General features: G+C 57.2%; 11 protein-coding genes and 1 tRNA gene. 5 read left to right on the top strand and 7 right to left on the bottom strand.

What is annotated here, in order from left to right; all coding sequences use genetic code 11:
• Positions 1–362 precede the first annotated feature (362 nt).
• Both RISK_RS02890 and RISK_RS02885 read left to right on the top strand, forming a co-directional pair.
• A complete protein-coding gene (locus RISK_RS02890; RefSeq protein WP_047812685.1) occupies positions 363–602 on the top strand; it encodes a hypothetical protein in 240 nt (79 codons plus the stop codon).
• A gap of 12 nt (positions 603–614) precedes the next feature.
• Complete coding sequence (locus RISK_RS02885) at positions 615–872, top strand: hypothetical protein (RefSeq protein ID WP_047812684.1); 258 nt, start codon at positions 615–617, stop codon at positions 870–872.
• A 293-nt stretch (positions 873–1165) separates the two neighbouring features.
• Here RISK_RS02885 and RISK_RS02880 read toward each other — a convergent pair whose 3' ends face one another.
• The 4 genes from RISK_RS02880 to RISK_RS02865 form a co-directional block, all read right to left on the bottom strand.
• The gene (locus RISK_RS02880) at positions 1166–1615 is read right to left on the bottom strand and encodes a hypothetical protein (RefSeq protein ID WP_047812766.1); all 450 of its coding nucleotides are present in this window, start codon (positions 1613–1615) and stop codon (positions 1166–1168) included.
• Positions 1616–1835: 220 nt separating this feature from the next.
• Positions 1836–3281, bottom strand: coding sequence for an ABC transporter permease (locus tag RISK_RS02875; RefSeq protein WP_047812683.1), 1446 nt, complete (start codon positions 3279–3281; stop codon positions 1836–1838).
• Positions 3282–3283: 2 nt separating this feature from the next.
• Entirely contained in the window at positions 3284–4273 is a 990-nt protein-coding gene (locus tag RISK_RS02870) for an ABC transporter ATP-binding protein (RefSeq protein WP_236695972.1), read from the bottom strand.
• A gap of 129 nt (positions 4274–4402) precedes the next feature.
• Positions 4403–6319, bottom strand: coding sequence for a prenyltransferase/squalene oxidase repeat-containing protein (locus tag RISK_RS02865; RefSeq protein WP_236695971.1), 1917 nt, complete (start codon positions 6317–6319; stop codon positions 4403–4405).
• A 229-nt stretch (positions 6320–6548) separates the two neighbouring features.
• On the opposite strand from RISK_RS02865, the gene RISK_RS02860 reads away from it, so the two are divergent.
• A tRNA-Met gene (locus RISK_RS02860) sits at positions 6549–6622 on the top strand.
• A gap of 1152 nt (positions 6623–7774) precedes the next feature.
• On the opposite strand, the gene RISK_RS02850 is transcribed toward RISK_RS02860, so the two are convergent.
• A complete protein-coding gene (locus tag RISK_RS02850) occupies positions 7775–9487 on the bottom strand; it encodes an FAD-dependent oxidoreductase (RefSeq protein WP_083434737.1) in 1713 nt (570 codons plus the stop codon).
• 340 nt (positions 9488–9827) lie between these two features.
• Entirely contained in the window at positions 9828–9959 is a 132-nt protein-coding gene (locus RISK_RS33335; protein ID WP_261340206.1) for a hypothetical protein, read from the bottom strand.
• 186 nt (positions 9960–10145) lie between these two features.
• Between RISK_RS33335 and RISK_RS02845 the strand changes: the two genes are divergently transcribed.
• Complete coding sequence (locus RISK_RS02845; protein WP_047812763.1) at positions 10146–10439, top strand: hypothetical protein; 294 nt, start codon at positions 10146–10148, stop codon at positions 10437–10439.
• A 120-nt stretch (positions 10440–10559) separates the two neighbouring features.
• Here the strand turns inward: RISK_RS02845 and RISK_RS02840 are convergent, their stop codons facing one another.
• Entirely contained in the window at positions 10560–11252 is a 693-nt protein-coding gene (locus RISK_RS02840; protein WP_047812680.1) for an alpha/beta fold hydrolase, read from the bottom strand.
• Positions 11253–11784: 532 nt separating this feature from the next.
• Between RISK_RS02840 and RISK_RS02830 the strand changes: the two genes are divergently transcribed.
• The gene (locus RISK_RS02830) at positions 11785–13392 is read left to right on the top strand and encodes a sulfatase family protein (protein WP_083434736.1); all 1608 of its coding nucleotides are present in this window, start codon (positions 11785–11787) and stop codon (positions 13390–13392) included.
• Positions 13393–13414 lie beyond the last annotated feature (22 nt).

Below are 13414 nucleotides of genomic sequence, written 5' to 3'. Positions count from 1 at the left end.
GGGAGTTGGGGGCGTCCCTCGCTCACGCGTCGGGTTGTGATGGGTGGTTGCTGCAGAAACCCGCCAAAACCCAGCACCAGAAAACTGCACGACCACGCAGCGGGAGGGGTCGAAAAACGAGCGTTCCGCGAGCTTTCCGGGGGAGGGCAACACGAGACTTAACAACCACACGGCGTCCTCGAGCGGCCGCTGCGCCACCTGGTTTGTTTGCCAGCGGAAATCCTACCGAACCTTTTTCTGGAATCATGTCAAGGTTTTCCGGTAATTCCGCCGATAACGATTCTGTCACCGATTTCAGGCAGACGGGCTCTCGTTGCGTGAGCCGTTCGGTCCGAAAACTTTACGCGTTGGGGCGTACAACGATGGAAAACAAGATGAACACGCAGTGGATCACCCGCGGGACGATCGGCACATTGGCTCTCGCTGCCCTGTTGGCGACCAACACCGGATGCCAGGTTTCGCTCAATGGCCAAACCCTTCCGAGCCCGCACTATTTGCAGGATGATGTGCAGTACTTCCCGGCTGGTCCGGAGTTCAAACTGTCCCGCGAAGCGGCTGCCTTGCAAGCCGCTCGTGCGGAAGAAAAACGAAACCAACGCTAAGTAGGATCGTCCATGACTGCCAATCGTACGTCGCATCAAGAAAAGATCATCCGGAACTATTACCAGAACCGGGATGCGATCGGTCTGCAGAAAGCTCAAGAAGCTGTCACCGAGCTTTACTTGAGCGAGGGCAAGAAACGGGCAACGGTTTGGAAGCGTCTGTGCAGCCACCTAGAAAAGGTTGGTGTCCCCGAAGCCCGCATCGAAGAATTGCGGGAATCGGACGACCCTGCCGCCGTGGCAGCGCTCCTCGAAAAGATCGCCAAGTAGCAGCGTCAGGGCTGACCGGATGGATGGTGCGGCTTTGCTGCACCCGCCCGGGGTCATGCCGTTGATCGACGCCGCTTTTCAGCGTGTTTTTACATGATGCCCCTCTCCCGTAACGAGGTTTTGGGGGGAAGTCGATTTGTGAATTGCAGCACTTGGTAATGGATGAGGCAACGAGTCCCTTGCATGCGGAAGGACTCGTTGCCTCGTCCACTACGATTCACGTCCTCGGCGAAGGACGCGTCAAACAACGTCGGCAATGAATCGACGGCATGAGGGAGCCGGACGCCAGCTTCTCACGCGGCGTAGGTCGATTTCCCCAGTTGGGACTCGATCGCCACAAATCGCTCGCGCCAACGCAGCCGAGCGAACCAGCTCGGATGAGTCAGGTTAGGATCGTCTGCCAACACGCGGTGTGTTTTGCCGCGAGTCGTCCGCATGGTCAACGTGCCGTCCGAGTTGACCTCGTCGACCATCCAAAACTTTTCGACGACGTAGTTGTAGGTCTCGCCCTTCAAGTTGGGTTTCACGCTCGATGCACGCGGCCCCGGCACCTTGCTGCGTTTGCTTTTGCGATAGATCGCCCAATCACCCGGCTTCCATTCGCGATCGGTGCGCCGCTGACTCTCACCCGGCTTGAACGAAATCGCTCCAGGGTGAACGAAACCGTTCCGACCAACCGCCGCAAGCGAACCAAATCCGTCGCGTCGCAGTGATCGTAAGTGGGCAAGGATTCTTTCGGTCATGATGGGGTCCCATCGCAACAAGACATTCGGAAATGGAAGGCGGCCGCAACTCAAACCCGATCGCGGTCGTGAGAATCACCCAGAGAGCAGACGCTGTTTGCAACTGTGCCATGCAGAGACAACAGCAAACAACGCGCCAAGCGACCACCCGAAAGTGGTCCAAAGAAGACTCACGATAAGCAAGAACCCCGGTTTCCCTGCATGCAAAACCGAGAAGTTCTCAAGAAGTTTCCCAGCGAATTGCTAGCAAACGGGCCAGAACCAGCAACCCAAATGCGGTCGCCATCAGCACGGCGAGTTGCGGCTGCAGCGCACTGGGTGGCAACTCACGCCAAAAGACTTTGTCGTACCCATCGAGCGCCCAAGCGTTGAAGGTCCACAGGCCGGCTTCTCGCAAACCTTCGCTCATCACGTAACGCGGAACCATCGATCCACCCAGCGCGCTCATCGTCAGCACCGCGACCACCGACAGCCCATTGAGCTGCCCGCGTGTCTTGCACAGCGTTGCCAAAAACAAACCAAACGAGGCCGCCGCGGCGGAAGTGACCAGCGTCATCATCACAAACCCATCCAGGTTGCCGATCAAGTCCAACCCAAACACCAGCTGAGCCCACACGAACATCACCGTGACCTGCACGCATCCCAGCAACGTCAAGTAAAACCACTTGCCGAGCAGCAAATGGTCCATCGTCATTTGGGTCGATAGCAATCGTTCCAACGTTTGATTCTCTCGTTCCTCCAACAGCACGCCACCACCACTGGTCGCGCCAAACAACAAGAACATCACCGCGATGCCTGCCGCGTAAACGCTGATCACGGGGTTGGTTTTGTCCTCGCCCATCACGTTGACCACGGTCACTTCTGGCGGTCCCAGCGTCGCCTCGGCAGCAGGGCGATCCGGTTCAGCCAAAGAACGGTCCCCAATCTCGTTGGTAGCGGAAGGGCGCGAGCCCTCCGGTATCACGCCACCGGGCGGCTTGCGCCTCTCCGCTAAGGAATCCGGTTGTCTCGAAAAAGTTCCTAAGCTGGAATCGTCGCCGGCACTTTCAATCGCAGCAGTTTGCACGAACTGTTCAAACCGGGCTTGTTTCACACCAACTGTTTCACCGGTTGCGTTTTCATCCGCTGTTGTTGCCGCGGCAGTCGCCGGGCTGGTTCGCTGCAACCCATCCGGTCCGAAGTTGCCTTGGCGCTGGCCCGCTTTGGCCATCAACATTGCTCGCATCACCAACGCCGAAACCACTTGGCTGGCAACTTGATCGGAGGCGTCATTGAGCAATTCCGCAGACAACTCCTCGCCACCTTCGTTCAGCACGATCGCGATCGTTGCGGAACCTCGCCGCACCAAGTCTTCTCCCGCAGCTCGATCCAGCGCCGGGTTTTCGCCGCTGTCCTGAACCAGCCGCAGCCCTTCGCTTTCACGAAGCGTCTGAATCACTTGATCGCACTGCATCGAAGCCAGCGACGTGGAACCTGTTTCCACCTCCGAATTCGCACCCGCCTCGCGAATCAAAGCCACCTTCACACGAGGCGTGCCTCCCACACCGCGAGAGAAAATCAACGCAAAGATACTGAAGAACGCGATCGGCACCACGAACGTCAGCAACCACTCGATGCGGTTGTGACGCAAACGACGCAAATGAATTTCAATGACTTTCCAGACCATGTTCAATCCCGCAGTGCATGGCCGGTCAGATGCAAAAACACGTGATGCAGCGTCGGTGACTGGACCTCCACATCTTGCACGCCGTAACTCGCTTGGCTGAGCGCGTCGATCAATCGTGGCAATCCCATCGCGACCTCCGCCATCTTGGTGCTCACCACGTTTTCACCTGGCCGAGCGGTGACGCTCAAACCAGCCAAGGCCAACGGTTCGTTCCCATGTCCACGCAGTGGTTGATCCAAGCGAATGGTCACCTCGCGATCACCCCCAATGGTCTGGCGAACCAATTCTTCAAACGTGCCCGTCGCGACAACTTGGCCATGATCGACAATCACGATTCGGTCGCACTGACTTTCGGCTTCGTCCAAGTGATGGGTCGTCAACAAAACCGATGTGCCTTCCGCGTTCAGTTCCGCCAACATCGCGAAGATCCGCTGGCGGCTTTGTGGGTCCACCCCCACGGTGGGCTCATCCAGCAACAGCACTTCGGGTTCGTGCAACACGCCACAGGCCAAGTTCACACGTCGCTTCATCCCGCCCGAAAATGTGCCGACCAAATCATGGGCTCGATCCGCCAGCCCGGTCCACTGCAATCCCCACTGAATTTTGTCTCGTAGCACCCGACCACGCAGCCCGTGAAACCGCCCGAACGCAGCCAAGTTCTCGGTCGTTGTCAGGTCTTCATACAAAGCGATTTCTTGCGGCACCAAACCCAATGAATCGCGAACAAACGCGGCCTCAATGGGCTCGCCCAGCATCGTGATGCTGCCCGAATCCGGCTTGGCTCGCCCCGAAAGACAGCGAATCATGGTGGTCTTGCCGGCTCCATTGGGGCCCAGGTAAGCCAAGCGTTCGCCTCGCCGAAGCTGGAACGTCACCCCACTGAGCGCGGCGTGTACCTTGCCCCCACGACGATACGATTTTTTCAATCGATCGACGGAAATGGCCGCGTGATCGACGGCATCCATGGATTCAGGCGGGGCGGGAGCGGACAAGATTCCTGTGTCCCTGCGTGGGAGAACGACCAGTCACGATGCCCGAAAACAGGATCGCCGATTCATCCTAGCCAATCCGAGCAACGGCCCGAAACGCCAAACCCAGGCTCACTTTCCCTGTCGCCAGACTCACTTTCCCTGCTGATCGTACAGCGGCAGGTGCCGGTAATAGACTTCCAAGCAGTAAATCGACAGACAGGTCACGTACAGACGTCCTGCCCGGCGGCCCCATTCATCGGCTTGAGGCGACCAACTGCCCGCCTCGGCACCTCGTTTGAGCTGCAACCGCGGCAATTCCGTCCGCATCACGCTGTTCCACTTTCGCCAAGGCTGTCCCCCGTAGTGGTGGATCGCCTGAGTCGCGTAGTACCAGTAATAGACGTTGGGATTGTTCGGATCCAACATCCCGTCCTCGACCAAGTCGCCGATCCCTAGCTTCAATGCCTCTTCGTCATGCGGCCACCCCAGGTACTGCCGGCACAGCAACCCTTCCGCCGTCATCGCGTAACTCCCCGGTCGATTGGGTTGGTAGCTGTACCAGGAGCCAGCATTTGACTGGACCGAATCCAAGTACGTGTTGGCCATCTGCAAGGTCGACGAGGGAACTTCCAATCCGGCAGCATGAGCGCTGGTCAGCGCCATCACATACCACCCTGTCACCGACAAATCAGAATCCAGCCGCGGCCGATAACGCCAACCACCGGCGGCCGACTGAGCGTTCACGCAGTAGTCCACCGCCGCCTGAGCTGGCCCGCGAAGGGCGGAATCTTCCGTCATCGCAAACAATTCGCAGAGGGCGATTGTCGCTTGGGCATGCCCGTAGGCTTGTTGATCATCGCCGCGAACTTCCGTCGCCAAAAAACCGTCCCGGCGTTGGCCCTTGAGCAAGGTCCGGAGGCCCCGCTCGACGTTCTCGGAGTAGGGACCCTGGAGATGCGTGTTGCCGTCGCCTTGGAATGCCAGCATTGCCATTGCGGTGGCGGCACAGCGGTTTTCAGAAAACGGAGCGGCATCGGAGTAAGGCCCCGCCATGCTCCACGATCCCGCGCGTTCTTGGTTCTTCACCAACCACTGCAATCCACGCTCAACCGCGGTCACGGTTTGGTCATTGCCGCCATAAGCTGCGATCAAGGCACTCTTCATCGCACCCGACCGACCGCTGAACATGGGTTTGACCAGTTCACTCGCGGACCCAATGCCGTTCTCGACCTGCACCATCTCAAGTGTTTCGGTGGGCATCTCCATCGTGTCCATCAACGACTGGATGTCCGTGTCGACCACCATCTCGCTGTCCAGATCGCTGGTTGAATCCAGCATCGAATCCGAGCTCTGGATATTCACGCTCTCCAGTTCAAAGTTCTCCGACTCGGTCGCTTCGCCGAACTCCAACACGATGCTGCCGATGCCTTCGCCAATTGGAGTGGTCAACAGAGCCAGGACCAGCAACACGACCAAGTGAAAGACCATGCTGACCAACCACGCTGGCACCGATCGCCTGACGGGTGCCAGTTCGTCTTCTTGTTCGGCCCCGGTCTCTTCGTTGCTCTCAGGTTGGACTTCCGTCCGCCAGCGTGATTTCGGGGTTGCCGGCGGCACTTCTGCGGGGACCGCTTTCGCGACCTCGGGCTGAGCCACCGGAGCGACCTTGGCAGCGTGAGCCGCTCGCTTCGTCTTTCTTGCAGTTGCTGGAGAGGAGCTCGCTGGAGACGGGCTGGGCAGCGAATCGTCTGCAGAGCCAGCACCATTGCTGACGTTGGGTTCCCGCGTCAAAGGAGGCTCGACACCGGGCGGTTTGACCGGAGGCAAGGTCGCCCGCGGAGGAGCGGGCGGGGGTTTGGGAACACCGTTTGGCTGCGTGCGATCGGGTTGCGAACTTGCGTTCGCTTGCGGGCTGAGCGTGGACGCAGAATCCGCTGGGGGTGGCGGAGCGACGGGGGGCGGCGGAACCGGCGGCCCGGAAACATTGGCTGGGCCAGCCGAGAACGTCCCCGAGGAATCCATGGCATCCGACGAATCGGAAGCGGTCGTGTTGGGGGGAAGGTTCATACTCGAAAAGACTTGGCGGAGCCGGCGCACAACGTACTACTCTAGGCCAACATAGCGAATGGCTGGCCAAAAAACGAAAATCTCACCAACAATCCGAACAGCCGCTTGACGAATCCGCCATCGTGACCGATAGTTCCTCCATCGTTGCCACGAGGCCAAGAAAATGATGTTTACGCGAAATTTCGCTGTAGAAATCGAACCTTGGCGTCCGATTCAACGTCTCACATACCGCGGGATGGAGCAGCCCGGTAGCTCGCGAGGCTCATAACCTCGAGGTCGTCGGTTCGAATCCGGCTCCCGCAACTTGAGTGGGACAGGCACCTTGCCTGTCATTCACCACCGAATCAAAAAAGCCGACGTTGGTCACTGACCGACGCCGGCTTTTTTCGTGGCCCGCCACAGCCGAGCGGCGGCAGATCGCTCCGAACTCGTTTCAACGGTTGTCGCTCCGCGACTTGGGTGTGCTTTGGTCACGGCCGGACCTTGGGTTGAAACCCAAGGCTGCCCCAATGCCGTCGCTCCGCGACTGTTCGGTCAAGATGTTGGCAACCAACCGCGGAGCGGTGTCATTCGATAGCGTCGAGTTTCAACCCGACGTCTCGGATGCCCCCGCCCAATTCCAAGCCGCGGAGCGGCGACAGATGGGTTCCCAATGATTGATGAATGGTGGATGGCACCAAACGGATGATCATGGAGACTCGGGAGCAGGGGTTTTGGTTAACAATCATGAGCACACAGTGACATCGGCAAATCGCCCGCACGCTCGCGACCATCCGGAGTCACCAGACGTCCGAGACGCTCCCGGCAGCGCGCGACGTCAGCGAGAGCATTCAACCAGCAACCAATGTCGCACCGCCGCCGTTACTCTCACGCAACTAAGCAGGTACGCAGGTGTCATCGGGTATGTGAGCCGCTGGCGTTAGCCACGGTTTTCACGCACAACCGGGGCGAACACCCAAACGGCTCACATGGTTGTGCTTGATCACTCCTGCCGACCTGCTTAGTAAGCTTGCGAGAGCCGACCGTCGATCTCATCACTGCTAGTGTCACGATCGAACAGCACCTGCCAATCGACTTTCGCCCCCCTGGGCCGGCCTTGAAGCGTTCCCGGACACCAGAGAGAAAACCACGCCATTCTCAGGTGCATCTAGCTGAAAAAATCGGCACCGGACACCTTTTCGAAACCCGGATTTGAAAAGCAGTGGATAAACCGCATGCCTTGATCGGCGAGCGTGTCGATGGGAGGAGCCTGATGAGACCGCCCGCAATAGGCCGACAGACACTCGATGCCGGGATCATCGCCGAGGATCATGACGACGTTGGGCGGCCGGCTCTCGCGTTCATTCGCGTGTGAGATGGCGCCGGATTGAAGCAGAGAAACGCATCAACAGAGAGTCAGCGTTTTGAGCATATTCAAGCACATGGGGAGGCCTTCGTTATCGCGCTCGAATGAAATTAGTTCTGCAACTTCTGCCCACTGGCAAGCAGTCGTTCTCGCAGTTTGTTGTACGGGATGTCCTGCACTGCTACCGCACTATCAATCGCGATGGATGCGGCGGCACCTGCGCTTTGCCCGAGAATCATGAAAACCGGTTCCATGCGAATCGACCCATAGGCGGCGTGGGTGGATGATAGGGTCACGGGCACCAGCAAGTTCTCGCACTCCCGTTTGCTGGGCACGATTGAACGGTACGCGACGGGATAGGGCCTTGGGCACCACTTGCCGAACCCGCCCTCGTTGCGAACGGTCGTCTTGCCGTCGCGGACGACAACCACACGTTGGCAGAAATGGGAATCCATTGCGTACGAAGCAAGGCCGACCGAGTCTTCCGCGATGCGTTTTCCCTCGCAGTTGGCTTGGTCCATGATGTAGTCCGAGACCATTCGCCTGCCTTCGCGGACATAGAGTTCGTGGGGCCAATGGCCAGTGTTTTTGAACTCACTTGGGTCCAGGCCGAATGAGTTGACGCGTTGTTGTAGCGGTTTGGGGACGCGTGGGTCGTTGGCCAGGAAGTACATCAGGCCGACTTGGTAGTTGATGTGATCTTGAAAGATCTTTTCGCGTAGTTCGTACAACTCGGCCATCGGCATCGGCAATCCTCGGCGTGGCTCGGGTAGTTCATCGAAGGAGCCTGGGGTGTAGGTGCCATCGGGCCACTTATAGTTCCCGCCGACGTAGTCGCTGGAAAAGCTGCCGGCGTTGTTGGAGTCGCCGCGACGCATCTGCACTGGCCCGTCGGTCATTGGCGTGGTCGTGTAATTCAGTCTCCATTGGATGTCAGCATCGAAGTCAAGAAATCGGGCAAGCAGTGCATAACGATCGGGGTCGTAGCCTTTGGGTTTGGGAAATGGGATCTTGTTGTCGCTGTTCGTTAAGATCATGCGAAAATTGTACGCCTGGACCTTGTAGTCGCCTTGGCCAGGATCGCCGGCGGGCTTGATCGCGATCTCCCGCAGTAGGCCCGCGTTTGGATCACCGGGTTTGATGAACGGGCTGATGGGAAGATCGCAGAACTGGTACACGCCTTTCCATGACTCCGCCTGCCATTGTCCGGCGAGCGACTCGTTAAACGCGGACCTTGGCTCGCGGCCGACTTGGTAGGACACGTCTGCGGCCGCGTACAAGTCCCCTTCGTAGGTCGCATCGACAAACATCTTCGCGACGATTGTCTCGCCGGTCATCAGCGAGATCGATTGGATCCGTTTTTCGCGGAGCTCGGCGGATTCCAAGGGGCGGTCTAACAGAACCGTGACGCCGGCATCGTTGAGCATTTCAAGAAACTCGGTCTCGGCCTCATACGAGCTGAAGTTACTAATCTTTCCAAGTCGGTTATAGAACTCGCGAGCCAAGCCGCCAACAGATGTGTTCGTGCCGATGTCGGTCGCTGTCAGGCCGCCTGTGGTCAAACCGCCGACATGAGGACCGAACGAAATGAGTGCGACGTTCTTGTCCATCCGAGCCGCTTGGACTGCGGCTGTGATTCCACCCGGCGTGCTGCCGTAGACAACGACATCGAATGTGAGGTTTTGGGTTTCCTTGCGTTCAATCGGCGTGTAGTAGCACGGCAGTGATTCTGCGAAGACTGTATCTGGCTCCGTCGCTGGGCAGGTTCCCACGAATGAGACTGCGGAGAACGAGACAAGGAGGAAACATAGTCGCTTGATCATGGCGGAGCTTTTAAGGTACTGGACTCTATTTTCGCTGCTATCTTGGTCCGCCAGTTGTAGCGAGTCAATCAGACCGCGGCTTTCGATGTGGAGCTGTGAACACCATCACGGGCGCATCAAAGACCGGCAAAAGTTCCCTCATTACGATTGTGGACTATTGTTTGGGGCGGGGGGCATTGTTGGGTTCAGGGAGGGGGTCTGAACGAAAAAAAGTGGCATAAGCTTCCAGCCTGTGATTGCGCGGAACACAGGCTGGAAGCCTATGCCACCTTTTCAACCGTCGAGAGCGTTCCGGATTTCAGCATGCAGTGCTGACCGGGTTGGGTATCGGTTCTTCAGTTCATCGGCACTCGTTCGCAAAACGCCACTGGTCGACCTCGGCTCGCGAAGACTGGGCTTGCATGAACCCGATGGCGTCGGAATCCAACGGTGACTCAATCGCGAGGAATTCGATCCACTGATACTCTGACATCGGGTCTCAATTTCAATCACTCAAGGTTCGAATCGAACCGAGGAAGCATCTTCCTGATTCACATCGCAATAGAATGCACCTCGCCTCGGCAGATTGCAACCGATCCAAAACTTGGACGAGTCAACCGATGGTGGAAAACGAACAACTGGTGACCCTGGTCGTCATCCGCGAACGAATGGAGCAAACGTGGCAAAACCGAAACGCAAACTGACGGCAGCCGAAAAACGAGCCAAAAAAGAACGCCAAAAAAAGTACCAGTGGATCTTCATCAACGGCAAACAAGTGCGTATCAAACGTCCGCCGACCATTGACGGCCTTCCCGTCGACGAATTCATCCTCCGAAATGCCGACCCGATATGGCTGCACCAAAACGAAATGTGGGAATACATTCAGCCAGAACCGATTCCGTTTCCTGATGAAGACGAAGTGAACGCGGCATTCGATGCCGCTCACCAACAAGACGCGATTGAAGAAGAGTGAACAGAACCTGTTGCATCGGGCGTTTCCACTCCGCGTCCCAAAATGCGTTGCAAAGGAACCGCTCCAAACGAGCAAGACCTGAATCGCAAACGCAAAAGAAGGACGCCCCACTCCTCTCGTTCACTTGGACAAATTCTTGTGGAGGATTTCGTTGATGTATGCGTTGACTTCATCGGGGTGTGTCAGTGAAAGGACGTGCCCGCCGCCGGCGACGATCTTGTCGGGATCCGTGTAGCGCAGTGGGAGTGTCCAGTCGCGGTCGCCGTGCAGATGGAAGACCGGGCAGGAAACGGCCGGTGTGCTGGACCAATCCAAGAGACGGGACAAAGACCATCTGAATACGACTGGGTTGGAGTCGCGGAACTGACAGGCAAGCCCGTACGCGAAGGGTCCATGCCGCTTGATCGCTCGCGTCGCGATCGGCCGAGCGAGGAGCTGAAGAAAGCGAATCGGAATGAAGGGAACCAAGGACCGAAGCGGCCGAGCACAGCGGGCATACAGCGGCAGTTGTGACGGTGACTTGATGCTTCCGATCAAAATCACAGCTTGGGCGTCGACATGTTCGGCCAGATGCAAAGCGACGATGCCGCCAAATGATGCGCCACCCACAATGCACGGCCCTTCCTCGAGTGTGTCCGCTATCCGTTTGGCGTACTCGTCGATCGACTCTTGGCGGTGAGGAGGCAACCAGGCGGGACAATGCAGTTGCGGAAACGCAATCTTCTGCGGCGTGAAGACGCGAGCGTCCGCGGCAAGCCCTGAGAGCAGAACGAGCGGCGTCGTCGTATCAACTGGAGTCGTGATCATTGCGATGAATCAACTTGAAATGTTGCCGACGAGTTCCTGTTGGATGATATCGGCAATGGTCTTCCAATTCCCGCCGGCAAGTCCGGCACCGATCATTGGATAGCCGAGCAACGGCTGGCTGCATAACATGTTTGCCGACAAAACCTTACCAAGTTGCAGATCGCGGATACGCCCAAAGGAGTGTTTCTTTACAATTTACAATGACGGTCCCGGGGAGACGGTCAACTGCAATACCGAGCGCTCCGAGATCGCTGAAAGACGAAAGCAAAGTTCAAGAACGTGGCGAATGGAACACGGTCGCAATTCGAAAATAGAAAGATTCAGATCATTCAATTTCGATGTGTCATGTTCTGGGTCTGGCGACGGCACTCCTCTCCGATGCCGACAATGCCACGTCGCGACTGAAATTTCATCACGACAAAAGGACGCTGCGTTCATGTCGGCGATACGATGACGAATCGCGTTCATCTTTTGCAACATTTTTCTGCAAACGCCCTGATATCAAACAAGTGAATCGATCCCAAAAGAAAGCAGCACGATGAACGCACATCAAAAGACAATTCTATTGACGTTGTTCTGTCTTTGCGGAATTTGCCAGGCAGATGCGTATGGCGAGCATCCTCTTCAATCAGCGACTTCGACGGAGCCTCGTACTCGTCGGGACCGGCCTAACATCGTCCTCATTTTTGCGGATGACCTCGGCTACGGTGATCTTGGTTGCTATGGAGCGACCAAGCTGAAGACACCGAATATCGATCAGCTCGCAGCAGAGGGACGACGCTTTACCGACGCGCACTCGGCGTCTGCGGTGTGCACGCCGTCTCGCTATGCTCTGCTGACGGGAGAGTATCCGCACCGGAAAAACCTGAGCAGGCCCGTTTTTCTAAAGAGCGGTTTGGTTGTCGATCCGAAAAAGCAGACCTTGGCGGATGTGATGAAAAACGCGGGCTATGCCACCGCCTGTGTTGGTAAATGGCATTTGGGCTTCGGTGAGAAAACTCCCGATTGGAACGGCGACCTAAAGCCCGGCCCGCTGGAACTGGGCTTTGATCATTACTACGGCGTGCCAACTGTGAATAGCCATCCGCCATTTGTTTATGTCGAAAACCACCGCGTCGTAGGCTTGCTGCCGGATGACCCGTTTGTTCATGGCAAGAAGGCGAAGACCAAAGAGATCCACGAAAAGATGCACATCGGCGACATCGGTGGCGCGGATGCGGCCCATGCTCTCTACGACGACTATCATGTCGGTACCCACCTCACGGAGAAAGCGGTCGATTGGATCAAGCAACAAAAGGAAGATCCCTTCTTCCTCTACCTGGCGACTACCAATATCCACCATCCCTTCACACCGGCACCCCGCTTCCAAGGAACCAGTGAGTGCGGCCTCTATGGCGACTTTGTTCACGAACTCGACTGGATCGTAGGCGAGATCACCATGACGCTCGAAGCGCAAGGCGTGGCCGATGATACGCTGATCATTTTCACCAGCGACAACGGCGGCATGTTCAATGTAACCGGGCAGGGTGCTTGGGATGCGGGACACCATTTGAACGGTGAATTGCTCGGCTTTAAGTTTGGCGTTTGGGAAGGCGGACACCGCGTTCCGTTTATCGCCAAATGGCCAGGCAAGATCGAAGCGGGTTCGGTTTCGGATCAGTTGATTTGCAACGTCGATATGGTCGCGACAATTTCCGCACTGACTGGTGTCGAGATTCGCGACGGTCAAGCGGTCGACAGTGTGAATGTGCTGCCCGCACTGACTGGGAACCCGCAGAACCCCATTCGTGATCACTTGGTTCTGGCAGCGAGTCGACGCGGCTTCCTCGCGATTCGCAGGGGCAAGTGGATGTATATCAGCGGCCAGGGAAGCGGCGGTTTTGGCGGAACCAAACGAGGTCGACACGACTTTGCCGGCCCTGCCGCCATTGCCTATGCGGGATACACGAACAGCGATATTGCAAGTGGAAAGATCAAGCCGAATTCACCGCCTGCACAGCTCTACGATTTGAAAAAAGACCTGAAACAGACTCAAAATTTGTATCACGAATTTCCGGAAGTCGTGCAGGGAATGGAGACGCTACTCGAGACCTATCAGCCATCGAGTGCCCCCACCCCGAAGAAAAAGAAGGCGAAGAAGCAATGAGCCTTTTGTTGAAATGCATCTG

The organism is Rhodopirellula islandica (genome assembly GCF_001027925.1).
GTDB classification, from domain to species: domain Bacteria; phylum Planctomycetota; class Planctomycetia; order Pirellulales; family Pirellulaceae; genus Rhodopirellula; species Rhodopirellula islandica.
This window is presented reverse-complemented; position numbering and strand designations above follow the sequence as displayed.